Origin of the sequence: Aliidiomarina minuta (assembly GCF_003987145.1) — a bacterium.
Classification (GTDB): domain Bacteria; phylum Pseudomonadota; class Gammaproteobacteria; order Enterobacterales; family Alteromonadaceae; genus Aliidiomarina; species Aliidiomarina minuta.
On the sequence record NZ_PIPL01000001.1, the window covers coordinates 387,781 to 410,607 of the forward strand.

A 22,827-nucleotide genomic window follows, 5' to 3' on the forward strand; every position below is an offset into this window, starting at 1 on the left:
CAAGGGATACAGTCTCGCCATCAGAAATCTTTCGCTATTTCAATTATCTGGAGTCGTTTTAGCCTTATATGCGAGGCAGGGGAAGCGTGCTGGCACACTATTAAAATGTTATGCCTTATAGAAAATAGAATGCTCGAGCTTAAATTAAAAAATTAAGGAAAATTGCAGTCCATTGAGCAATTTTTCAAGCCAAGTTTTAGGAGCTTGAACCTTTTGACTCAGTCATACCGCTTTGTGAGCCTGTATCTAACATTGCAAAGAGAAATTTAGATTCGATAATTTTTCAGTTTGTTGATCAAGGTTAATACATTGACACAAAGCTTTGGTCGGAAACTCGCAATTTAAAAACAGATAGAGAAGGCTACGAAAATACCAAGCAACGAATAGCAGCAACCTCTGTTTTTTTCTCCTGCAGTGGAATGTAGTATCTCATAGAGGTCACTAGGCTTTAACAAATTTATATGAATGTAGGATCGATAAAAATGGAACCTGTCACAATAGCAGTTGGCGGAGTAACTTATTACGTTGCCACAAAATTCATAGACCAATTCATAACACAAGAGGGATATGGTTATGTTCGCAATCTTTTTTTTCCAAAGCACAGGTATGTAGACGGGCTTTATCAGCTTATTGAGGAAACAACTTTAGAGTTTGAAGCTGAATACCCAATAGATTCAGACAAGGTTCCATTTTATCACTCTCAGCCGTTATTTGACGTCCTGAATGAATATGTCTTATTTAGAGGGTTACCTGACAAATCGGAATTGATTGATAAGTTTAATGAATACCCAAATGTATTGCCTCCAACGCAACAGCAACTTGAGCGTTTTTATGCGATTTTAACGCTTAAGATAAATAACTGTGAAAAGTTGAAAAAACTTTATTTTGAAGAGGTTTATAAAGAAAAAATATTCGATATCAGTAATGAAATATTACAGGTAAAGCTCATACTGCAATCATTAGATGAGAAGTTAACATTTCAGTTGAGCAATGATTGGTTAAATGAAAAAAACGCACTGGCAATTGCCGATCTAGGAGGGCGATATACACCTGAGCTAAATTTAAAACTTGAGATTGCCAAGGTATTTGAGGGCCTTGGACGGACCCAGGCATTTTCTGATATGTTTTATTCACATATCGATAGTTTTCTTATAAAAGGTAATAAACTTCGCCAATGTGATGAAATTGCAACACAATTATCCGCAATAGCTGAGTCGTTAAACAACATTTCTAACCTCTATAAAGAAATGGATATTCCTAAATTAAGTGAAGTTCCAACGAATGAGTTTATAGATAGTGTTTCCAGATGCCATGAAGCCATTAATGAGTCGGAATCAGTACTGTGGGAGTTGCGGGAAAAGGCCAAAAAAGAAGATAAAACTAATCACTACAGCGATAAGTATTCATCTACTTTGAGAGAGCTGCGGGAGCTTGATTATGCGTGCAATAATCTACTTTCATTTATTAACTCATTAACAGTCAAGTTAGCTAACAACCCCTTCTTACTTCTCGAAGGAAAAGCTGGAATAGGTAAATCTCATTTACTTGCTGACGTTATTAAAAATCGAATTGCCTCGGGTCACCCTTCTCTATTTATTCTAGGTCAACAGCTTACTTTAGATGAATCGCCTTGGTCACAAATCTTTAAGAGGTTACAGCTTAAAGTTACTTCTCGTGAGTTCCTAGAAAAGTTGAATTTATTGGGTCAAAAAGCAGGGAATAGAGTCTTAATCTTTATTGATGCTATAAATGAAGGAAATGGCAACAAATTCTGGAATGATAACATCAACAGTTTTGTGGATGAAATCAAGGAGTTTGAATGGCTAGGTCTGACCTTGTCAATCAGAACAACATATAAAAATGTGACAATTTCAGATGAGAACTTGGAACGCAATAATTTTGAAGTTCATGAGCATATTGGATTTCAAAATGTCGAGTTGGAGGCAGTTAATTTATTTTATGACTACTACAACATAGAGAGACCTTCGTCACCAAATCTTAACCCAGAGTTTAAAAACCCTCTATTTCTTAAATTGTTGTGTGAGGGGGTTAAGAAAAATGGCTTAACTAGAGTGCCTGTTGGATTTAATGGTATTTCAAATATTCTGAATTTTTTAGTGGAAGGAGTAAATAAGTCATTAGCATCACCCAAAAAATACGCGTTCGACCCCGGCTTCCCCCTTGTAAGAGACGCCCTCAACGAAATAGTAAAAGTTAAATTGAGTATTGGTAGTAGCAATATTTCACTTAAAGATGCTCATGCGGCGGTTCAATCTGTTGTTAATGATTATGTTACTGGTAAAACTTTTCTTAGCGCCTTAATTGATGAAGGATTGCTGACTAAAGGCATAGTTAGACATGATGATAACTCTACCGAGGAAGTGGTGTATGTGGCTTTTGAAAGGTTTGATGATCACTTAACAGTCAAGTTCTTATTAGACGATGTTGAAAATATCGAAAATGAATTTAAAACTGATGGTCGCCTGAAAAGCTATTTTAAAGATGAATCTGACTTTTACAGACACTCGGGGATAGTTGAGGCACTATCCATTCAACTACCAGAAAGGTTTGGGAAAGAGCTATATGAATTATTGCCTGAGTTTAGTGAGAATCATAACTTACTAGAAGCATTTATTGAAAGTTTGCTTTGGCGAGACATCAATGCCATTGATTTCGAAAAAATAAAACCTTTTATCAATGAGCAAGTATTTAAGTTTAACAATAGCTTTGATCATTTTCTAGAAGCAATTATCTCAATCTCAGGGTTAGTTGATCACCCCTTCAATGCTAATTTCTTGCATAGTTGGTTAATGCAGTACTCTTTAGCCGATCGAGATGCATTTTGGACGACAAAACTCAAATATAAATATAGTGAAGACTCTGCATTTAGGCATCTAATAGATTGGGCGTGGGCTAGGACAGATAAAAGCTACATTTCAGACGAGTCAATCGAGTTGGTGGCCACTAGTTTATGTTGGTTTTTAACGTCGAGTAATAGAGAGCTTCGCGATTGTTCTACCAAGGCTTTAGTGAGTTTACTAGAAAATAGAATCTATGTTTTGACAAAAGTAATCGATAAGTTTGATGGGGTAAATGACCCTTATGTTTGGGAAAGAATATTTGCAGTTGCGTTAGGCTGTACATTGCGAACTGATAATGTTCAGGAATTAAAATGTTTAGCCGAAACTGTTTATCACAAAGTATTTTGTACTGAATATGTGTATCCAAATATTTTACTCAGAGATTATGCGAGAGAAATCATCGAATTTGCTATTCACTCCGGGCTGGTTCTTGACGATATTGAACTGGCTAAAACTAAACCTCCATATAATAGTAGTTGGCCTGATGAAATTCCTTCAAAAGAAGAATTAAAGTCCCTTTATGACAGAGACCCCTATTGGACACTTTGGGGCTCGATTATGGGAGGCGGTGACTTCTCTCGATATACGATTGGAACAAATCACAATCACTCGGATTGGTCAGGTTGCAAGTTTGGTGAAATACCTGTCGACCGTAAGCAAATATTTAAAACATTCCAAAGTAAATTATCTGATACCCAGAAAGAGCTTTATGCAGCCACTGATCCAATCATTTATGATGACAAGGCCGAAGAAATTACATTTGGTGACACTACAATTAGGTTTGGTAGCGCAATAGGCAGAAAAGAGCAGGATGAAATAAACGCGAACAAGCAATTGTTTAAGAAGTCTTTGCCAGACGACTTATTAAATGTTTTTGAGAAAGATATAGAGCCGTACCTTGATCACAATAATAATTTACTGGATACGGATAAACACTTTGATCTTAGAATAGCAGAGCGTTTTATATTCAATCGTGTTTTAGAGCTAGGTTGGGATCCCGACAAACATGGTGATTTTGACCGACAAATAGGATCTGGCCGTGGTCGTCGAGAATCATTTCAAGAGCGAATTGGTAAGAAGTATCAATGGATTGCTTATTATGAATATATGGCAAAGCTAGCTGATAATTTCATTCGATTTGAGGGCTATGGTGATGAAAGAAAGGTAAGCCCATATCAAGGCCCATGGGAGCCTTACGTAAGAGATATAGATCCTACGATCTTACTCAAGGAAACAGGAACCAATGTGGTAAGCAATCAAGACATGTGGTGGCTTAATGATGAAGTATTTGATTGGGATTGTTCTTATGAAGAATGGGTTAAAAGCCCTACTACAATAACTAATCCACATGGTTTGATTGAAGTTAAAGACAACACTGGTGATGAATGGTTAATATTAGAAAGCTATCCATCTTGGAAAGAACCCAAAATTATTGGCAATGAAGATTGGGGGCATCCAAGAAAAGAGGTTTGGAGTCATATCAGAAGTTATATTGTTAAAGTAGAAGAATTTGAAAATTTTAAGGACTGGGCCTCAAATCAACATTTCATGGGCAGATGGATGCCTGAAGGCAGTGACAGATACCAATTATTTAATAGAGAGTTCTATTGGTCCGAAGCATTTCAGTTTTTCAAATCAGACTATTACGGTGGTTCAGATTGGACCTCTGTATCGGATCAAGATTCCAGAGCAAAGATAGCTGACGTAAGTATTACTTCTGTTAATTATTTGTGGGAAGAAGAGTTCGATAAATCAAAAATAGAAACTTTGAGTTTTCTAAAACCTAGCAATTTAATTTTCGAAAAGATGGGCTTAACAAATGGAGAAATGGAAGGTAGTTTCAAGAATCAAAACGGAACTATAGTTTGTTTTGCGGTCGAAGCTTTACACGCGTCAAAGGCTCATTTACTTGTAAAAAAAGAACCATTTTTAACGATGTTAAAGGAAAATGACCTCGAAATAGTTTGGACATTATTGGGTGAGAAAGGTGTTATAGGTGGCTCACTCACCTCCAATCATCATTATGGCCGACAGGAGTTTAGTGGAGCGTTTTATTTTTACAACAATCAGCTAAAAGGGAGTCATAAAAATTACTCAACGCGATAAAAATAATGTAAGAACTGAATGATAGATAGCATATATAATTGGTAATAAAAAGGGGTGATACTTAAGAACCACCAACTTGAGCTGGCTGCAGAAAGACAGCAGTAATTTTTTAATATGCACATTAAACAAGCATAACAAGGCCAAGCACAATCGCCCGCAAAAAGACGCGGGCTGGACCTCGCTATCGCTCGGCCTGTGTTGGCGGGCGTTAAATAGGAATAAGTAGATGGCTGAGCGTAGCTTGGAAGCATGGAAAAGCTGGAAGGATGCCCAACTAAAATATGATTACTATATTGTCGGCTTGGTTGCTGCGTTGTTCGCATACGTTGGAAGTAGCTATGTCCCGGAAGAAATCGCTTTTTCACAGAATACATTTGAACTCATTTCAATAATTTGTCTGGTTGTATCGTTGATTGTCGGAATCAAGCGGCTTGAAATTGATTTATCTTTGCAGACAATAACGTTAAAACAATGTGAAGCAAAGGAAATGAAGAATGTAGCGAGCAGAATTGTATCGCTTGGTCGATCAAACGATCAGGATAACGGCGGAATAATCACCGCTGAGGATGCAAAAATTAGGGTGGAAAACATGCAGTCGGTACTTAGCATGCTTGATCAAGCGTTTAGTTCAGAATCAAAGTTGGCACAACGACTTTTCAAAGCTAGAAATTGGGCCTTAATGCTTGGTTTCCTCACACTAGCTTTTTCTAAAGTGGTTGGTGTGTTTAATATTTAACAAGGCCAGTCAGCAACGGCTACTGCGTGGCCTGGACCTCAAGTCCGCTGCTGGCTGCGTTAGGCCAAAGGTGTAACTGTTCAAATATGGATAAAATATGTGCAAACTGTCACTTTTTGGGCAAGCAGCATTCTCACCAATCCCATGGTGAAGGAGTGCCGTTTTTCATCGGAAGCAAAGAACGTTATGAGCTCAAGAAGGGCAATTTTTCATGTATTTCAGACATGTATTCGCTTAGGTGCCTAAAAGAAGTTTGGGACGAACGCTTCAATGATAATGGTATACCGCTGCAGGATATAGTTTGCCAAAAGAATCGTGAAAACCGTTGTTTTTTCTATCCCTACGATGAGGGTATATCCTTCAAAGCGGCGGAGGAGCTCCAGAGGCGACTTCAAGAACATCGTCAGATGAAAAAGTCCAACAAGTACACCGTCATAGGTTTATTGATAGCGTCGATGGGGTTGTTAATCAATGCAGGTGTTGAGCTCTTTCGCTTATTACGCGAAGGGGCTTAACCAGGCCAGTCGCGGCGACGTCTACTACATGGCGGCTGCGCCTCCATTCCGAAGCCGCGCGTGCTGAGCGGCGATAGAAAAAAAAGATATATCGTGTTCGGAAATATAGCTCGAATTCAAAACTGTAGTTGCCTCCGCTAAAACGGAATTTATAACCAGCTTTTTCCTGACGGAGAGAGCACTTAAGAAATTGCGTCGGTTTGACGCCCCTGAGAAAGCGCTGTTTTGCTCAGTTCGATGACACAAGGAAGGTTATTTATGTGGAAAAAAGGTATTTTTATATGTTTGATGCTGGTGTTGTCTGGATGTGCCAGTATTCACCTGGATGAGTCTATGCTCATCCGGCCGACTCATACGCAACCTATTGAAGAATCTATTCCTGAAGGATACACCTTCGAGGAATTTGAAGTTAAAAGACGTGATGATTCGCTGAGTTATGGGGTGTCAGTGACAAACCCCGAAAACTCGGTGACCATCCTTTATTTTGGTGGGAACCAGTTTGATATTCCATCTCAGGGTGGCGGGCTCATTGAACGCCTGACTGAATCGAATGTGAATCTAGTGATGTTCGATCGGCGTGGGTATGGTAAGAGTCCGGGCAATCCGACAGTGTCACTTTTAATGGACGATGCTGTAGAAGTTTATGACCACGTAAGATCCTCAGTGCAGGGCACTTTAATTGTGCATGGACTCTCTTTAGGAAGCTTTGAGGCGAGTCATGTAGCAAGTCAGAGAACACTGGATGGCCTGGTGCTCGAAGGGTCGGCGACCAACGTAGAACAATGGTCCTCGCTGCTAATACCCTGGTATGCAAAGCCTTTTGTTAAGGTAACGATTGCTGATGAGCTAAAACAGGTCGATAACCTGGCTGTTGTGAAAAACCAGACTGCTCCGTTGCTGGTTATAGTCGGCGACAATGACAATCAAACCCCTAGCCGCTTATCTAAGAGATTGTTTGATAACTCGAAGTCCGATGTTAAGACGCTTCATATTTTTGAAGGCGGACGGCACGGTAACATAACAGCGCATCCAGAGTTCAACGCAGTGTACCGCCAATTTGTCGAGCAAGTCGTGGCGCTGTAACGACGTAAGGCTTTAATCAGCGACACAGTTACTTACAATAATCGCGCACTGAATGCATGCCAGGCGAGGGGAGTTTTGCTAGTTTATTGCTAGTTAAAACATTCACAGGTGCCATGCATGCACACTCTTACCTTCGCTACCTCAGCACTTTTAATGTCGCTGGCCTCAGAGGCCGCGGTTGCTAACGATGATCTCACCACCACTTTAAGCAAAGCCAGCGATGGCAACTGGAGTGTGCGTTATGACATGACTCAGCCGGTGTCGCAGATTGAGCTTCATCGCAGTCCTGATCAGAGTCGGGCGCAACGTTGGGAGCTCAATGACGCATTTCAAATCCTGTATGAGAATGATCGCGAGTATTTAAGACGTGAAGACGGTGCTTATTTTACTCAGGTAAAAGCTGAACTGACGCCTACCTACATTGCACTGGATAAAGAATATGCGCCATTCTCGCCGTTTTCTGATGGCGGCATGCTGGTGCATAGCGGGCGGTTTTTTGCTTGCACAGAGCACTGCACAGAAGACCACACAAAATGGAAAATTCGCATTGAGCTGGCTGCCGATGAATACGTTATTGTGAACGGGCAACGTTATCAAGGCTCGGCCAGTTGGATGGATTCTGATAGCGGCCAGAAAATCTATGTGGGAGATGCCAAGCCTCAAGATGACGGGCCTTTCATCAGTATGGTTGACCCTGAATTACCTCAAGCACTGCGTAATTTAATGGCGGAGCATTTGCCAGAGCTGATGACGTTTTTCGCCGAGCATTTACCCCAACCTGAAACCACACCTCAGCTTTATGCGTCTTTCAGTCCAACCACCGATGGTCGTTATGGCCACCAGGGCGGAGTGTTACCGAACCAGGTGTTTATGCATTGGTACGGTTTTGTTGATGAGTCGATGGCCGAGTCCACGCTGTGGTTCTTTGCTCATGAAGCCGCGCATCTGTATCAAAAGCAAGCCTATAGCAGCCAGCCGCACGAGGCATGGTTGCATGAAGGCTCTGCCGAGCTCTTTGCTGGCCTTGCCATGCAGCATTTTGAACAGGGCCATGACATGCTGAAGCAAACCCTGAAAAGCGCCACAGCGGCCTGCACAGAAGGTGTCAGTGAGGGCATGAGCTTTCATCAGGCGGCAGCAGCCAATTCACGCCTGCATTACAGCTGTGGTCTTGTATTGTTTGAGGCTATGCATCGCGATCTGGTTAACCAGGACAAGGATATATTCGCATTGTGGCGGGATTATAGCGACGCGGTTGATAATGGTGGTGAAGCATCAGAAGACCTGTTTTTAGAAATCGCGGCAGGGCATTTAACCCCGGAGGCACATGCTAAGCTGGTTGAGCTTTTAGGGGCAGAGCAGCAAGCTTTACGTAGCCTTGTTGAATAGCTATAAATAGTTTTAAGTTAAAAGGTAAGGATATTCACGTGGTCACAGAATACGTCGTTATTGGCAACCAGTTTTATGTCGGGTGGGGTACCTTGATGCTTATCAATGCGGTACTTGCGCAAAGTAAGAACCGTAGTGGGCTCGCCTGGTTTTTCATTTCACTGTTGCTGGGGCCTATCGCAACTTTGATCATCGCCTTGCTGGGTAAATTACCCGAGCGGCGCTAGGGAGCTTTCGTTGAAAACAATAGGTCTTATCGGAGGTATGAGCTGGGAATCCACTCAGACCTATTACCGACTGATCAATCAAAAGGTACGCGACCAGCTTGGCGGCTTCCATTCGGCTAAGCTTGTGCTTTACAGCGTCGATTTTGCTGAGATGGAGGCATTACAGCACCAGGGCGACTGGCAGGCCACCGCACAGATCTTGAATGCAGCTGGTCAGGCCCTTGAACAAGCCGGTGCTGAGTTTTTAGTACTGTGTACTAACACCATGCATAAGGTCGCCGACGAACTCCAGCAAGCCGTCAGTATTCCACTGCTGCATATCGCAGACGCCACCGCCCAGACACTCAAAAAAGATGACGTAACCTGCGTCGGTTTGCTCGGCACCCGGTTCACCATGGAACAAAGATTCTATATCGACCGCCTCCAGGCGCACGGCATTCAGGTGGTAGTCCCCGATGAGCCACAAAGAGAACTTATCCATTCGGTGATTTTCAACGAACTCTGTCAGGGCGTAATAAACACCAATTCAAAAGCCGCTTACCTGGATATCATAAGCTCACTGGCAGAACGCGGCGCTCAAGGTGTGATTCTAGGCTGTACCGAAATTAGCTTATTGATCCAAGCCTCAGATACCGAAATCCAACTCTATGACACCACTGAAATACATGCAGAGCAGGCAGTGCAGTATGCTTTGGGTAAAACTTAGAACAGGACGGCGACTTGAAATATTACTGATGGCTCGTTTATCAAAAACCAAGTGATGATTTGCTATTGCAGAGATAGGTTAAATTCAGTAAGGTCAATAACATAATAATAACAGTGCCAGGGATATCAGGCGTAGCGAAAAAACAAAACGAGCCTGCTCAATTTGTATTCCAAAGGAATGAGCCCCCTCAATTAAAACCATTCGCTATTTCAACTACCTTACACTTCGTTTGTCCGAAAACCACGGCTGACAAACTGTGCTGGCACACTATACACATGTTATGTGAACTATTTATCGTATACAGGTTAAATAATGACAGAAGAGTTTGAACTTGAAATGAGCCCTTTGTCGCAGCCAATCACCGTGGATGGCAAAACTATCCAGGTTGATATTTATCGTGGAGATAAAGGTGGCTGGATGTTGGAAGTTATCGACGAGTCAAATAGCTCGTTGGTTTGGGACGACGAATTTGATACCGATTCAGCCGCGCTAGAAGAAGTTAAGCGAACTATTGAAGTTGATGGCATCGACAGTTTAATAGGATGAGGCGGGTTCATTTGAGTCGTTCACATAACCAGTCGCATCAGCACGCGCCTGCGGCGCTGGACACTCACTTTGTTCGTGCCGCTGTGCTCGGGCGTTATGTGCTCATGAGGTTTTATCGTGACTGATAAGCAACTTGCGAATAAGGTTGATCCATTTGATGCATCACTTCGGTATATGCTCGTTCTTGTGTTTCCGAAGAGCACATCAAAGAATTTTTCTCTGGTCCTAAATATTGCGGAAGGGGCAGAGCGATACGCAATTGCAGAGATCAGCGGAAAACCAACGTACTTTGTCTGCTTTGGCGCGAACCAAGCTGATGCTGGTAGAGCAGTTGCAATATTGGATTACGTGAGAACCTGGAAAGGTGTCCAGATATTCTCGAGAGGTAAGCTTCTACAAAATTCATATCATGTGGCACAGGTGATAAACTGTTACCTTGAGTCGCAATCATGTCGAGACTATCAAGCACACTGCCACAGCGTGATTGATGATCCTTATTCTGACGACCTTGAGCACCAAGGGCTATCGCTATCGATACGGCTAGTAGATAAACCAAGCTTAAAACAGGAAGTTGAGATTGTTCGGTATCTGTTTCCTTGCAGTTTCTTGAAAAATCGGTTTCGGTTCCAAAAAGGTCATCCATCTTCTTCTGCTGATCAGATTCAGGCATCTGCTGTAAAGAACGACTGTGACTGGTGTCCTAATTTCGAGCCTGATAAATGGGAAAAAGTAGGTACACGTACAATTCTGAAGGAATTCTTCGAATGAAAAAGCACATAACCAGCCAAGGCAGCGGGACATATTTTTGCTTCGCTGCGCTCAAAACGCAAAAACATGCCCCTGCTTTGGGCGTTATACGACATGACAAATAGATCAGATTTCAAAGAACCAACAAAACAAGCTTTAGCCAAAAGAGCTGGGAACTCGTGCTCGTTCCCTAATTGCGATGCAGTTACAGAAGGGCCTAGCTCAGAGTCAAAAACGAGCATAAGCAAGACGGGAATGGCTTGCCATATTTATGCAGCGGCGGATGGGCCTAGCGCTAGAAGAGTAAAATTAGATGCCACAGATGAAGAACTCTCTGACATTTCCAATGGTATATGGATGTGTTATACGCATGGAAAATTAATTGACACAGATGAGTCAACATACACTGTTGAACAGTTGAAAACATGGAGAGAGGTTGCAGAAGTCAGGGCTCAATTGTGGCAGCAGCTTGGTAGCCGAATAGAACTTTCTCCAGAGCATTTTATAAACATCCCTCTGCCAGAGACAAAGATAGGTTTTGAATCACTCGGCCAAGAGAATCACTCTATAGGACAAGCCTTGTCGAGGGCGTGCTTGAGCCAGATTTGGGGCAGAAAACCAACCCGGGCAATAAGAGATGCCCTAATTGAAATAGTTAGGAATGCTTTTGAGCATGGTAAAGCTAGCAAAGTAACTTTAGATATTTCTACAAAATCAATTAAGTTAACTGATGATGGTTCTCATTATGAGTCAACAGATCTATTGTATGAAGCTCGAAAAGGCGGAGGATTTCATTCCATTGATGAGATTATAAATCACCACAATAGATCGGTGTACTTCTCGTCGCATAATGATGGATTTAAAAATCATCATATTTTCTCCGTCATATCTTCTCCGGAAGAAATAATAGAATTAACACCTTGTAGTATAGAGATCCCCCAAGAACTATTGTGGGGTCAAGGGATAAACCTATCTGTTGCTGAGTTTTGTAAAACTGTCTATGTTATTTTTCCAAGATACTTTGCACTTAGTGACGCATTCAAGTTGCCCATGATTGCCGCGAATCATTTACCTAAAGACAAAGACTATGTATTTGTAGGGGCGGATTTATCCGATAGGGCGATAGAGCTAATTGAGCAGCAGTTAGGCAATGTGAAAGTCATTAACTATGAGCGGTAATCGTGTAACAAATGCGTCAATTAGGACGCTCGCCAGCTCGCGCCTATTACGCAGGCGTTAAACTTTCAATCGGGTTTAGTGATGAATATTGAGATCGTAGAAAAAGCAGATCACCTTAAGCTGATAGAAGTCTGGGAAGCGTCGGTCAGGGCAACGCATGACTTTCTGGCTGAAGATGACCTACAGGAGTTAAAGCCGTTAATTCTGGAGCAATATTTTGAAGCAGTTGATTTAAGGTGCGCTAAAAACGGTAACGGTGAGATTCAAGGGTTTTGTGGCATACATGACGGTAATATTGAGATGTTGTTCATCTCCCCTGATACACGCGGTAAAGGCATTGGCGCCATGTTAGCGGCCCATGCTATCAAGGAGCAGGGCGCATCAAAGGTCGATGTAAATGAGCAAAACGAGCAGGCGCTGGGCTTTTACCAGCATATTGGCTTTAAAGTGATAGGTCGCTCACCAGTTGATGGACAGGGTAAGCCATATCCACTGTTGCATATGGCGCTATAAAACTTTATCTATAGGGCACTGCTTAATCCTAAATAAACGTAATTAGTCCCATCGTTTGCTTTGCAGTTGCAGTTGCTAAACGACTCTTGTAATGTTGCTAACATAAAAACAAGCTGTATGGATACTAGGCTTAGCGATACACTACATTAATGTCGCTCCATCCGTTGCTCAAGGGAATGGGCTATTGCACTCGCCATAACATCCTCTTGCTTTATTTATCAGTGTATTTCTCCACTGTGGAGTTAATAAATGCTCTTTGCGACACTAAATTGATAGTAACGCCCTACAATAATTAAATTAAGGTTCATCATGAGTGACTTGGGACATAATCAAAATGGAGCAGCTGCTACATCTCGTTTTGATAAGGTTTTATTACTGATTGCATTTTCTATATTTTCAACTGGATTGTTCTTGACGCTATTTGGTGTTAATTGGGCGAGCTATTTAGTTCCTGACTATGAAAGCAGATGGTTAACTAAGGCTTTGTATATTTTTGTTTTTGTGATGGTAGGCTACCATGCAGTTCGAGATATACTCTGGAGTTCAGATGGCCATAAAAGTAGTAAAAATCCCGGTAGAGATAAAAGTGTAGAACTGTCAGAGAAAGATAAGTTAAAGGTAGTAGAAGCTATTCAAGTAAATGCTGAGAGCGGTGAACAACCAACTGAACCATTGCAGGGGCTCATAGGATTAGACCATATCAAAGCAGAGCTCGCTAAGTTGAGAAACTATATAGAAATTACGAAGCGCCGCGAAGAAGCAGGAAATAAAACTAATCCGATTGGATTGCATATGGTGTTTACTGGCAATCCTGGCACAGGAAAAACGGTTGTCGCTCGTGAAGTGGCAGAGCTTTATCATCAATATGGCCTGATTAAAAATAGTCATGTTGTTGAGGTGGACCGAGCGGATCTTGTTGGCGGATATCTAGGGCAAACAGCCACCAAAACCAAGAAAATAATAAAGCAGGCCATGGGTGGTGTTTTGTTTATTGACGAGGCTTATACTCTGACTAAAGGAGATGACGCATTTGGACAGGAAGCGATTGATGTATTGTTAAAGGAAATGGAAGATAACCGCGGTGATTTTGCTGTCATCGTCGCCGGCTACCAATCTGAAATGGACCAGTTTTTAAAGTCCAATCCTGGACTGAGTTCGCGTTTCAATAGATTTCTTGAGTTTGAAGATTACTCTGTAGAGGAACTATTACAAATTTTCTTATTAATGTGTAAGCAATCAGGTTACGAAATGGATACTGCGTTACTGAGCTCATTGAAGCAAGTTATAGAACAGAATAAGGATTATGGGAAAGTCGGATTCGGAAACGCTCGCTACATAAGGAATGTGTACGAAAAAGTAATAGTCAATCACGCACAGCGGATGTCAGAAATAGAAAGTAATGAAGACACGGATTTATCGAGATTATCATCAGATGACGCTAGGGGTATAGCATGAGATTTATATTTTTCTATGCACTCTTTCTGCTGCCAACAGTTACCTATGCAACTGCATTATCAGAAAAGAAATTGCAGGAATTTGAATCGATAGCATTATTTGATACGTATCTGGAAAACTTATTAAGTGATTGTTTGGATAATTCCTATGGTGGTTCGAAAGTGGTAGATTGCTTTAGTAGGCATCATAGTAACTGGGATAGAGAATTAGATTACTATTACAACCAGCTAGCTACTCTGCTTGAGTCGGAGGATTTAGCTATGTTAGAAAAATCCCAAGTCGATTGGGTAGATGCTCGTGAGTCGGCAATCGATTTTAATTCATTTTTGCTTGATAAAAGATATGCGGAACGACAAGGTACGATGTTCATGGCGATGAGAGCATCAGATGTTTTCGACACTATTTTGCCAATGACTCGCAGTCGCGCTCTGCTGCTGAAACATTGGCATGAGCAGCTTGTTAATTAGCACTGATAAGAGTAGCCGTCTTTTCTGCGCGACAATTACGGGGGGATTCAGTGACGGCGATTTTTCATATACGTAAAGATTATCCTGGGTCGTTTATATATAACCAAGCCATTAAGCTCGCTCTCTGCGGTCGTCGGACGCGCGTTTTTCGAGCCCTTAATGACGGGCGTTAGGCTTACTAAGGAGGAATAGATGGACGCATACGTAATTATTGGTAAACCTAACGCTCGAAAGTCATCGGTAATTCGCTCATTGACTGGTTGTTATAACCGTAATCAGCGAAACATCCTTCTAAATAATAGCTCGCAAATTCAGATATATGCCCGTGTTTCTTCTTTACAAGAGTCAAAAACAGAGGCTAAAGACTTCTTAATTGAGGCCACCAATACGGGTTGTAATTTCGTGATTTTTTGTCTGTGGCCTAATGCAAATTCAAAAAACACCCTACTTTATCCTGATGCAAAAAGTTACTTATCTTATTTTTCTGCTCAAGGTTGGAATATTGTTAAGGTGGCAGTTTTAGGGCAAGTTGGTACAAATCATATATACGCAAATGAAGCACGCTTTCCAAACTCAACGTCATTGCCCATAAATCAAACAGCGAAAGCGGTCAGACTACATTTTGGCTGGCAATAAAAAATAAAAGCTTAATAAGTCGTTACGGCATCGCTCTGGCACTTCGTGTCTGTGTTGGACAATAACTTCGTTGTTTAGAGAATGCTTGGGCGTTACTTATCGGAGGTTATTTGTGAATGCGGTAGTAATTGTTATTTGCCTTTGCATGGGCTTTTTTATCTGTTTTCCTTTCTACCGAAAAATGTTGAAGGTAGCGAGCGATATGAACCGTGAGTTTTCAAGCGATATAGAGGGACGAAAAGGGTTTAACAACGGTGTCCATGGCAATTTATTTATGGGAAAGGTCTATGTTCTGATGCTACCCATATTCTGTAATTTAATGATTGCATTTGCACTATACCTTTTGGCGCAAACATTAACCTAACAAACTGCTGAAGGTTGACGCCGCAAGCGAAACATTATCAAGCAAGGAGCGCTCTACCGATGTACAAAAAATATATAGTGATCAGTTGGTTGGTGGTCATGCTGTTACCGGCATGTGCTCGCGCACAAATGGATGTTACGGATTGGCGGGCAGATATAGATTTTTATGCTGAACAACTGGTGAAACATCATATCGACCCGTTTCACACGCTTTCACAAGAGTCCTTCTACAACGAAATCGATAGAATCAAACAGAGCATCCCCGATCAAACGAAGAATCAGATACTGGTGCAGCTCATGAAACTCACTAGCCGCATCAATGACGGGCATACATCCTTTCCGTTGTGGGGGATAGAGAGTGCTCGTTTCCCGCTGGGAGTGAAGCTTTTTGGCGAGGATGTTTATGTAGTGAGCACAACCGCGCAATATCAGGATTTGCTCGGTTCTCGACTTATTTCTATTAACGAGACGCCTGTTTCTGACATTGCACCGTTTGTATCAGAAGTGACGCCATTTACTGAAAATGCATTTTCAGAAGCCGTGAGGGTTGGCCAGTATCTGCCTCACGCCAGGGTTTTAAATGGCCTTGGTTTTATTGAGGATAATGGCACCGCTCAGTTTGCCTTCTTCGATGTGGAAGGGAAGCTTATTGTACATACTCTTTCAGCTCAACCTTCACCATTGCTTGATTTTGAGATTACACATTTCAATGATCCAGTATTCACAGCCAAAGAAGAAGTGAGTGAAGATCTCTGGTTTGGCGCTTCAGGCAACAATAAAACGGTTTACATAAAGTTTCGGCGATATACCTCCGTTGCCAATATGGAGTCCTTTTCGAGACAAATTCTTTCTTTTATTAATCGAGAGCAGTCTGAGAATTTGATCATTGATCTGCGCGACAATTACGGTGGCGATTTTTTTGTGGGGTTGAAACTGGCTCAGGCTCTGGTGCTTGCAGATAGTCTTAATTGGAAGTCTGGCGTATACGTGTTGATTGATAATGTGACGTATTCTGCAGCCATGAGCAATGCAGCTCAGTTTTCTCAAATTTTGAATGCAAAATTGGTTGGTTCGCCAACCGGAGCGAGGCCATCAGGCTATCAGGACATGGGGCAACTTGTCCTACCAAATTCAGGATTGGAAGTGACTTATTCGAAGCGCTTGTATCGTTTTAAAGATAACAATAGCGATGCCTTATCTCCGGATGCCAGTGTCGATGTATCTATTGAAGATTATAGAGATGGAATAGATGCCCAGTTACGCTGGGTGTTAAATCAGATCAATGATAACAATACATCGCAGCGACCGAACCGCTGAAAGGGGCTTGATACATTGCCAAGGATGAAGTTCATTGAGTACTAAACACGCCGTTTTTTTATTATTAATAGTAGCAATAATCGCAATAGCCACTGCCATTGCTCATCTGTCTTGCATTTACTTTGGGCCGCAGTGTTATGCGGCACAAATGGCACCTTATGCGATCATCGAATCTGCAAAATCCGGAACCTTGCTAGCTCCACTTGGGACTATTGTTGTGTCTTTTTTGTTTGCTGTTCTAGCTGCCTACGCTTTATCAGCTGCACGGTTAATTCGTAAACTGCCGCTGCTGAGTGTCGGTATTTATTCTATTGCTGGTTTATGTACTATTCGAGGCATATTGCCGTTACAACTTTGGTTAAGACAGCCTGACAGAGTTAGCGATACGGTACTTTATGTTGGCTTCGTTTGGCTTGCCGTTGGCTTATTCTGTTTTTTTGGTTTTCGTGCTATGAATAAGAAAAATGGATGAAGAGTGCGCGGCAGGTGAATAAAGAGATAAAACACATGAAGGCTCGGAGGTATGTTTTAACCGCTTTAGCTTTTTTGGCTGCATTTGCACTGACGGCACCACTAGCTTACGTCTTCATAGCTTATGGATTGGCTGCGGGCTTCATGCAGGCGTACCCCGTTATGTGTGTGCTGCGTTTCGTAGGCCCAGGTGCTCTACGAAGGGTTGGAAATCCTTATCCGAGAATAGCAACGGAAGGTTATGTTCAATACAGTAGGATGCAATGATAACGTCGGCGGTCTTCCGTATGGTAATACCTTTCTTACGCAGCTTTCGGAAATTGTCTGCACTCTGTATAGCCATTTCTTTCCCGAGAAGCTCAAACACCGTAAGCTCCTCCAAAAGGCTCTTGGCAACTTTGTAGTCCTTGTCGCGCCGAAACCCCTGAAGTACCTCTGTGAATATCAGGTCGCCAATAGCAACTGCGCGGTGGCCTAAGGTGCGGTCGAGAAAATCGGCTTCTGCGGAGTCGTTGCCGCTGAAGTAGTCAATCCAGACGCTGGAATCCACAAGGATCACGAAGCACTTCTCATGTCGTCTAGGTCACCCGACCATTCTAATTTACCTCTGAATCGCTTGATTCCCTCCTGTTTTTTCATTTTAATCAAAGCCTTAAGACCTTGCTCTACTACCTCTTTCTTAGTCTTCAGACCCGTAGCTTTAAGCGCATCATTCATCAGCTTGTCGTCAATTTCAATATTGGTTCGCATAGCCTCTACCTCAGTGATGTGTATTAATTTAAATATATATACACATAGTAATCGCGTCAAATACGACGCTCGTAACTCGCACACGTTATGAGGACAGTCTCAACGAATCTGAGCGCCTGTTTCAGAAAATTTTTGCCAAGGATTCGTGAATTTGTATGCCGACCTTTTAACCAGTCGATGAACCGGACATAAAAAACCTAGCTGGCTAAATCATTGGCCCACGGCTAGTTCGATCGCTATTTTTTGGGCAAGGCTTACGCCTATGTTTTTTCCTGAATCAAAGCTTGATAACCCCAAAGAATTCTATAGGCAGATCCTGTAGCTGTATTCAAAGGCAATCCGTCGGGCCGGCCGCCCGCTCCCCTTCGTCTTACTCGATAAATGTCAGGTATACCATTCTATTAGTAAAATAGACTTGACACGAAAGGAGCCGCCCTCTACCTTATGTAAAGTAAGCTTAACTTTAAGTAAAATAAGGTCTACAAATGAATCACGCAAAAGCGAACAAAGCAGATAAGGGTGACTGGAAGGCTCGTTCAAATAGCAATATTATTCGACTTGCAATCTGGACAGTATCTTGGGTAGCCGCTATAGCACTGGCAAGATTTGGGCCTGACTATATATGGGGTTCAAACCAGCTCCTCACCGTAGGCGCTATTCTTCTCAACCTTGGGATCGGCCTCGGATTGATTGTAGCCAATATCCAACACCTGAAAACGTTGGATGAGATGATGCAGAAAATACAACTTGAAGCTATGGGCATATCACTGGGAATTGGGGTTATAGGAGGCATTGGCTATGCACTGCTGAATGCAAGCAATATCATTTCGATTGATGCAGAAATAGCACATCTGGTCATTCTGATTGCAGTATCATATCTTGTTGCAATTTTTGTGGGTTACCGGAGGTACCAATGAAAAATCGATTAAAAGTACTTCGTGCTGAAAGGGACTTAACCCAGGCTGATCTCGCTACTAAACTAGAAGTTTCTCGTCAGACTATAAATGCTATTGAAACCGGTAAATTCGATCCAAGTTTACCGCTTGCGTTTAAAATAGCTCGTTTATTTGAAAAGTCGATAGAGGACATTTTCCAGGGCGAAGCCACTATTCAATAAATATAAATTTGCTGATAATTTCAAACAAATGAATTTCAACCCTGAGTTGTTATTGCGACAGATAAAGTCGCAGGCGCGGGATATAGGGGGCGGCGTCGGCCGGCAACATATTCCCGTGACAGGAAGGCAGGACGCAATAATAAAGGCATCATTGTACGGATCACTCGCGAGTCCCAGTTGCCAATTTCGCCGAAAAACTCATGTACGAGAGAAATGTTCTAAATTGAGTCCGATTAAAATAATGTAAAATTATAACCTGGGCACGTCTTTTTCAGGGGTTCTGTCTAAATTCTGAGTACTATACAATCCCGCCTAATTTAACGAGTCTAGGGTGAGTCTTCGATGGCTTTGAAACAGAATGCGTACTTTTGGGCGTTGCTGGCAGTATTGCTCTGGTCGACGGTGGCGACGGCGTTTAAAATGGCGCTGGATTACCTCAGTCCCGTTGAGTTGGTGCTCTATGCAACCACGGCGTCCGCGCTGGCGTTGCTCTGTACCTGTGCCGTCCAGAACAAGCTGCATGTCTGTCATCGTGAACTTATTAAACGGCCGCTGTTTTATCTGCTGGCCGGCTTAATAAATCCCATTGCTTATTATCTGGTGCTTTTTGGTGCTTACAGCCTGCTGCCAGGCTCTCAGGCGCAGCCGATTAACTATACCTGGGCCATTTCGCTGACCATTTTGTCGGCCATTTTCCTCAAACGAGCGATACGTCCTGTGGATGCGGTTGCTTGTCTGTTAGGCTATTTCGGTGTCTTGATTATTGCCACGCAGGGCAACTTAACCAGCTTTCAGTTCGACAGTGGGTTAGGGGTGCTACTGGCCTTGCTATCGACCTTCTTGTGGGCCGCGTACTGGATTATCAATGCGAAATCGGAAGTAGACTCGACGGTGTCGCTAACACTGAGCTTTTGCATTGCAACGCTTTTGCTCTGGGTCTTTGCCGGGCATAGCGTTGATTTTTCGAAGCTGAATGGCATTGCGATAGGTGCTGTGGTGTACATCGGATTGTTTGAAATGGGCATTACCTTTTTATTCTGGTCCAAAGCCATGAAACTGGCGACGAATACCTCGGTGATTGCCAACCTGATTTTCCTGTCGCCTTTTATCTCGCTGTGGTTGCTGCATTTTATTCGCGGTGAAACCATTTATGCCTCTACCATTGTGGGACTGGCCATTATCGTCGGGGCGCTGTTATTGCAACGATTTTCATTTAAGAAAGGAGCCTAGCATGACCTTAGGTGTAGGAATTACCCGTGCAGAAGATGCATTGGATCAGTTAACGGAGATGACGGCGGACGTTGCCCCCATCAGCCTGGAGGAATACCAGGCAAGGGTAGCTAAAGCGCAGCAGCTGATGCAAACCCATGGGATTGACGCCATGTACCTGAATGCGGGCACCAACCTGGAATATTTTACCGGCTTAAAGTGGTATGCCAGCGAACGCCTGGTGGGGGCTTTGATTTTGCAGGAAGGGCCGGTGTACTTAATTGCCCCGGCATTTGAGGAAGGCTCGCTAACGCAGGCGATGAAGCTGCCGCTGCAAAGCCTGTTATGGGAAGAGCACGAAGCGCCTACCGACACGCTGCTGGACTTTCTTGATACCGAGCTAGGCAATGATTATCAACTAGCTATCGATGAGTCTACAGCCTACTCAATAGTGGCTAAACTGGAAAAGCGTAAACCTGCGCATTCCATTTGCGATGCGGTGGTAGTGACCGCGGAATGCCGCATGCATAAATCGGCAGCGGAGCTGAAGCTTATTCAAACAGCTATGGATATGACGCTGAAGGTTCATCAAGCGGTGGGTTCTATGTTGCATGAAGGCATTGCCGCCTCTGAGGTGAAAGCTTTCATTCATGAGGCCCATAAGCGGGTAGGGGCGCCGGGTTCTTTTTTCTGTATCGTGCTGTTCGGGCAAGCCACGGCTTATCCTCATGGCGTCAATTATGATCAGAACCTGCAGAAAAACGATTGGGTATTGATTGATACCGGCTGCAAACTGCATGGCTATCACTCGGATATTACCCGCACCTATGCCTTTGGCACGCCAACTGATGCACAACGTGAGTTCTGGGACCATGAGCGAGCATTGCAGCAGGCGGCTTTTGATGCGGCGAAGCCAGGCGTCACTTGTGAGGCGGTTGATCAGGCGGTGCGTGATGAGCTTAAACGACTCAATCTGGCTGCTGACTACAAACTACCGGGCGTACCACACCGCACGGGACATGGTATTGGCATGGATTTGCACGAATGGCCTTACCTGGTCGGTGGCGATACTACCCAGCTTGCCCCCGGTATGTGCTTTAGTAACGAGCCCATGGTGATTAACCCAGAGCAGTTCGGCGTGCGCCTGGAAGATCATTTCTACATCACCGCAGAAGGCGCTAAGTGGTTTACCCAACCTTCGGAGTCGGTTGATAATCCTTTTAATCTGTAATTAGAATACGGGTTACTTTCTTATTGTTGCCAGAAAGTAGCCTTTTCACACCGCATTAAAAAATTGCACAAGCATAGCGGACGCATATAAGCCGAGACCAAACACAGCATGTGTTATGAGGCTCTGTAACCGGGCCGCATTGGGGCTTGGTGTTCGCGACGCCGCGATACCTGCGCCCATAGCCGGTTGCATGATAAGAAAAGGGGCGGCAATCGACCCTATGCCAATAATCATCGCAGGACCAATCCTTGGTGCCTGCAGCCAGGACTCTCCCCAGATAGCAATCAATAAGGCGGCAAAGGCAATGCCGGTCAGGTAGTGAATTAACCATCCTAAGCCCTGTTCTCCCTTCACTGGAGCTGCTGAGCCAATAGAATTGTGACGAAACTTGCCTTGTGCCATATGACCTGTCCAGCGTCCTAACATGCCATAACTAGCCTTAGGGATGCCGAACAATGGCTGACGCAGAATGCCCCATAAGTCCATTAAGGTCGTTGCGCCTATGCCTATGAATACAATGATTAGTAAGTTATTCATAATATTTCCTTAAGTTGTCATAGTTTCAAACCAGTGGTAGCTTACAACTTGAAGTTAACTTCAAGTCAAGTGGGGTAGATATGGATATTTCTAAAGTAGCTAAACAGTCAGCGGTGCCGGCTTCGACGTTGCGTTTTTATGAGAAGAAGGGGCTGATTCAGTCAAGCGGCAGACAGGGCATACGAAGACAGTTTGCTCCCAGCGTATTTGAGCGCCTGGCTCTTATTGCTCTGGGGCGTTCGGCGGGTTTTTCTTTAGATGAAATTGTGCAGATGTTAGGTACGGATAAGCATCCGCAGATTGATCGACAAGCCTTGTCAGATAAAGCGGAAGAACTGGATAGTAGTATTCGAAAATTAACCGCCATGCGAGATGGACTTCGACATGCGGCGGTCTGCTCAGCGCCAAGCCATCTGGAATGTCCAAAATTCCGCCGCCTGATGAGCTTAGCCGCCTCGGGCGCTATTGGTATTAACAGGGAGGAGCGAATAAACCGCTAGGTCGTATTGGTCTCCGAGGGAGAATATATAGACATAATTATCGTCAAACTTTTAAATAATGCGGGCTTTTACGACAGCAGGCAATTGCGCCGGGATAAGGAAGCTATACTAGTTAGCCGGTTCGAGGAGACAAGCTCGAATACGACTCAATTGCCTGAGATAGAAG

At 43.2% G+C, this 22,827-nt stretch carries 25 protein-coding genes; 21 read left to right on the forward strand and 4 right to left on the reverse strand.

Annotation, left to right across the window (positions count from 1 at the left end; all coding sequences use genetic code 11):
• Window positions 1-482 precede the first annotated feature (482 nt).
• The 16 genes from avs2 to CWE09_RS01945 all read left to right on the forward strand — a co-directional run bounded on the left by avs2 (window position 483) and on the right by CWE09_RS01945 (window position 17,318).
• The gene (gene avs2, locus CWE09_RS01870; protein WP_126802208.1) at window positions 483-4,967 is read left to right on the forward strand and encodes an AVAST type 2 anti-phage system protein Avs2; all 4,485 of its coding nucleotides are present in this window, start codon (window positions 483-485) and stop codon (window positions 4,965-4,967) included.
• Window positions 4,968-5,193: 226 nt separating this feature from the next.
• Window positions 5,194-5,703: a hypothetical protein gene (locus CWE09_RS01875; protein ID WP_126802209.1), complete on the forward strand. Its 510-nt coding sequence runs from the start codon at window positions 5,194-5,196 to the stop codon at window positions 5,701-5,703.
• Window positions 5,704-5,789: 86 nt separating this feature from the next.
• A complete protein-coding gene (locus CWE09_RS01880; protein WP_126802210.1) occupies window positions 5,790-6,218 on the forward strand; it encodes a hypothetical protein in 429 nt (142 codons plus the stop codon).
• Between the two features lie 258 nt (window positions 6,219-6,476).
• Entirely contained in the window at window positions 6,477-7,301 is an 825-nt protein-coding gene (locus CWE09_RS01885) for an alpha/beta hydrolase (protein ID WP_157982786.1), read from the forward strand.
• Window positions 7,302-7,418: 117 nt separating this feature from the next.
• Window positions 7,419-8,690 (forward strand): hypothetical protein, encoded by a 1,272-nt coding sequence (locus tag CWE09_RS01890; protein ID WP_126802212.1) that lies wholly within the window; start codon window positions 7,419-7,421, stop codon window positions 8,688-8,690.
• Window positions 8,691-8,728: 38 nt separating this feature from the next.
• Window positions 8,729-8,917 carry a hypothetical protein gene (locus tag CWE09_RS01895; protein ID WP_126802213.1) on the forward strand — a complete coding sequence of 63 codons (189 nt, stop codon included), beginning with the start codon at window positions 8,729-8,731 and terminating at the stop codon, window positions 8,915-8,917.
• 10 nt (window positions 8,918-8,927) lie between these two features.
• The gene (locus CWE09_RS01900; protein ID WP_126802214.1) at window positions 8,928-9,623 is read left to right on the forward strand and encodes an aspartate/glutamate racemase family protein; all 696 of its coding nucleotides are present in this window, start codon (window positions 8,928-8,930) and stop codon (window positions 9,621-9,623) included.
• A 312-nt stretch (window positions 9,624-9,935) separates the two neighbouring features.
• Window positions 9,936-10,169 carry a hypothetical protein gene (locus CWE09_RS01905; RefSeq protein ID WP_126802215.1) on the forward strand — a complete coding sequence of 78 codons (234 nt, stop codon included), beginning with the start codon at window positions 9,936-9,938 and terminating at the stop codon, window positions 10,167-10,169.
• Window positions 10,170-10,286: 117 nt separating this feature from the next.
• Window positions 10,287-10,937 carry a hypothetical protein gene (locus CWE09_RS01910; protein ID WP_126802216.1) on the forward strand — a complete coding sequence of 217 codons (651 nt, stop codon included), beginning with the start codon at window positions 10,287-10,289 and terminating at the stop codon, window positions 10,935-10,937.
• Between the two features lie 93 nt (window positions 10,938-11,030).
• Window positions 11,031-12,095, forward strand: coding sequence for a sensor histidine kinase (locus CWE09_RS01915; protein WP_126802217.1), 1,065 nt, complete (start codon window positions 11,031-11,033; stop codon window positions 12,093-12,095).
• A gap of 81 nt (window positions 12,096-12,176) precedes the next feature.
• A complete protein-coding gene (locus CWE09_RS01920; protein WP_126802218.1) occupies window positions 12,177-12,608 on the forward strand; it encodes an acetyltransferase in 432 nt (143 codons plus the stop codon).
• Between the two features lie 309 nt (window positions 12,609-12,917).
• Complete coding sequence (locus tag CWE09_RS01925) at window positions 12,918-14,063, forward strand: AAA family ATPase (protein WP_126802219.1); 1,146 nt, start codon at window positions 12,918-12,920, stop codon at window positions 14,061-14,063.
• Window positions 14,060-14,530, forward strand: coding sequence for a lysozyme inhibitor LprI family protein (locus CWE09_RS01930; RefSeq protein WP_126802220.1), 471 nt, complete (start codon window positions 14,060-14,062; stop codon window positions 14,528-14,530). The genes CWE09_RS01925 and CWE09_RS01930 overlap by 4 nt, the downstream gene beginning before the upstream one ends.
• 192 nt (window positions 14,531-14,722) lie before the next feature.
• Window positions 14,723-15,166, forward strand: coding sequence for a hypothetical protein (locus CWE09_RS01935; RefSeq protein ID WP_126802221.1), 444 nt, complete (start codon window positions 14,723-14,725; stop codon window positions 15,164-15,166).
• A 423-nt stretch (window positions 15,167-15,589) separates the two neighbouring features.
• Window positions 15,590-16,846 (forward strand): S41 family peptidase, encoded by a 1,257-nt coding sequence (locus tag CWE09_RS01940; protein ID WP_126802222.1) that lies wholly within the window; start codon window positions 15,590-15,592, stop codon window positions 16,844-16,846.
• 34 nt (window positions 16,847-16,880) lie between these two features.
• Window positions 16,881-17,318: a hypothetical protein gene (locus tag CWE09_RS01945; protein WP_126802223.1), complete on the forward strand. Its 438-nt coding sequence runs from the start codon at window positions 16,881-16,883 to the stop codon at window positions 17,316-17,318.
• 159 nt (window positions 17,319-17,477) lie between these two features.
• Here the strand turns inward: CWE09_RS01945 and vapC are convergent, their stop codons facing one another.
• Complete coding sequence (gene vapC, locus CWE09_RS01950; protein WP_126802224.1) at window positions 17,478-17,876, reverse strand: type II toxin-antitoxin system VapC family toxin; 399 nt, start codon at window positions 17,874-17,876, stop codon at window positions 17,478-17,480.
• The gene (locus tag CWE09_RS01955; RefSeq protein WP_126802225.1) at window positions 17,873-18,067 is read right to left on the reverse strand and encodes a type II toxin-antitoxin system VapB family antitoxin; all 195 of its coding nucleotides are present in this window, start codon (window positions 18,065-18,067) and stop codon (window positions 17,873-17,875) included. The genes vapC and CWE09_RS01955 overlap by 4 nt, the downstream gene beginning before the upstream one ends.
• Before the next feature lie 485 nt (window positions 18,068-18,552).
• On the opposite strand from CWE09_RS01955, the gene CWE09_RS01960 reads away from it, so the two are divergent.
• Window positions 18,553-18,984: a hypothetical protein gene (locus CWE09_RS01960; protein WP_241974282.1), complete on the forward strand. Its 432-nt coding sequence runs from the start codon at window positions 18,553-18,555 to the stop codon at window positions 18,982-18,984.
• Window positions 18,981-19,184 (forward strand): helix-turn-helix transcriptional regulator, encoded by a 204-nt coding sequence (locus CWE09_RS01965; protein ID WP_126802226.1) that lies wholly within the window; start codon window positions 18,981-18,983, stop codon window positions 19,182-19,184. Before CWE09_RS01960 ends, CWE09_RS01965 begins: the two co-directional genes overlap by 4 nt.
• 35 nt (window positions 19,185-19,219) lie before the next feature.
• Here the strand turns inward: CWE09_RS01965 and CWE09_RS14325 are convergent, their stop codons facing one another.
• Window positions 19,220-19,348, reverse strand: a complete 129-nt coding sequence (locus CWE09_RS14325) for a DUF3667 domain-containing protein (protein WP_198679578.1) — start codon at window positions 19,346-19,348, stop codon at window positions 19,220-19,222.
• Window positions 19,349-19,526: 178 nt separating this feature from the next.
• Between CWE09_RS14325 and CWE09_RS01975 the strand changes: the two genes are divergently transcribed.
• Entirely contained in the window at window positions 19,527-20,414 is an 888-nt protein-coding gene (locus tag CWE09_RS01975) for a DMT family transporter (RefSeq protein ID WP_126802227.1), read from the forward strand.
• Between the two features lies 1 nt (window position 20,415).
• Window positions 20,416-21,624 (forward strand): M24 family metallopeptidase, encoded by a 1,209-nt coding sequence (locus CWE09_RS01980; protein ID WP_126802228.1) that lies wholly within the window; start codon window positions 20,416-20,418, stop codon window positions 21,622-21,624.
• Between the two features lie 45 nt (window positions 21,625-21,669).
• Here the strand turns inward: CWE09_RS01980 and CWE09_RS01985 are convergent, their stop codons facing one another.
• Window positions 21,670-22,161 (reverse strand): DUF2938 domain-containing protein, encoded by a 492-nt coding sequence (locus tag CWE09_RS01985; protein ID WP_126802229.1) that lies wholly within the window; start codon window positions 22,159-22,161, stop codon window positions 21,670-21,672.
• Between the two features lie 80 nt (window positions 22,162-22,241).
• Between CWE09_RS01985 and CWE09_RS01990 the strand changes: the two genes are divergently transcribed.
• Window positions 22,242-22,661 (forward strand): helix-turn-helix domain-containing protein, encoded by a 420-nt coding sequence (locus tag CWE09_RS01990; protein WP_126802230.1) that lies wholly within the window; start codon window positions 22,242-22,244, stop codon window positions 22,659-22,661.
• Window positions 22,662-22,827 lie beyond the last annotated feature (166 nt).

What these genes read in the sequence shown, in the direction of transcription:
- CWE09_RS01875 (WP_126802209.1), top strand. Translation starts at nt 5,194, where the DNA reads ATGGCTGAGCGTAGCTTGGAAGCATGGAAAAGCTGGAAGGATGCCCAA.
- CWE09_RS01960 (WP_241974282.1), top strand. Translation starts at nt 18,553, where the DNA reads ATGAATCACGCAAAAGCGAACAAAGCAGATAAGGGTGACTGGAAGGCT.
- CWE09_RS01935 (WP_126802221.1), top strand. Translation starts at nt 14,723, where the DNA reads ATGGACGCATACGTAATTATTGGTAAACCTAACGCTCGAAAGTCATCG.
- CWE09_RS01905 (WP_126802215.1), top strand. Translation starts at nt 9,936, where the DNA reads ATGACAGAAGAGTTTGAACTTGAAATGAGCCCTTTGTCGCAGCCAATC.
- avs2 (WP_126802208.1), top strand. Translation starts at nt 483, where the DNA reads ATGGAACCTGTCACAATAGCAGTTGGCGGAGTAACTTATTACGTTGCC.
- CWE09_RS01985 (WP_126802229.1), bottom strand. Translation starts at nt 22,161, where the DNA reads ATGAATAACTTACTAATCATTGTATTCATAGGCATAGGCGCAACGACC.
- CWE09_RS01885 (WP_157982786.1), top strand. Translation starts at nt 6,477, where the DNA reads ATGTGGAAAAAAGGTATTTTTATATGTTTGATGCTGGTGTTGTCTGGA.
- CWE09_RS01975 (WP_126802227.1), top strand. Translation starts at nt 19,527, where the DNA reads ATGGCTTTGAAACAGAATGCGTACTTTTGGGCGTTGCTGGCAGTATTG.
- CWE09_RS01915 (WP_126802217.1), top strand. Translation starts at nt 11,031, where the DNA reads ATGACAAATAGATCAGATTTCAAAGAACCAACAAAACAAGCTTTAGCC.
- CWE09_RS01955 (WP_126802225.1), bottom strand. Translation starts at nt 18,067, where the DNA reads ATGCGAACCAATATTGAAATTGACGACAAGCTGATGAATGATGCGCTT.
- CWE09_RS01980 (WP_126802228.1), top strand. Translation starts at nt 20,416, where the DNA reads ATGACCTTAGGTGTAGGAATTACCCGTGCAGAAGATGCATTGGATCAG.
- CWE09_RS01925 (WP_126802219.1), top strand. Translation starts at nt 12,918, where the DNA reads ATGAGTGACTTGGGACATAATCAAAATGGAGCAGCTGCTACATCTCGT.
- CWE09_RS01890 (WP_126802212.1), top strand. Translation starts at nt 7,419, where the DNA reads ATGCACACTCTTACCTTCGCTACCTCAGCACTTTTAATGTCGCTGGCC.
- CWE09_RS01965 (WP_126802226.1), top strand. Translation starts at nt 18,981, where the DNA reads ATGAAAAATCGATTAAAAGTACTTCGTGCTGAAAGGGACTTAACCCAG.
- CWE09_RS01930 (WP_126802220.1), top strand. Translation starts at nt 14,060, where the DNA reads ATGAGATTTATATTTTTCTATGCACTCTTTCTGCTGCCAACAGTTACC.
- CWE09_RS01880 (WP_126802210.1), top strand. Translation starts at nt 5,790, where the DNA reads ATGGATAAAATATGTGCAAACTGTCACTTTTTGGGCAAGCAGCATTCT.
- CWE09_RS01920 (WP_126802218.1), top strand. Translation starts at nt 12,177, where the DNA reads ATGAATATTGAGATCGTAGAAAAAGCAGATCACCTTAAGCTGATAGAA.
- CWE09_RS01940 (WP_126802222.1), top strand. Translation starts at nt 15,590, where the DNA reads ATGTACAAAAAATATATAGTGATCAGTTGGTTGGTGGTCATGCTGTTA.
- CWE09_RS01990 (WP_126802230.1), top strand. Translation starts at nt 22,242, where the DNA reads ATGGATATTTCTAAAGTAGCTAAACAGTCAGCGGTGCCGGCTTCGACG.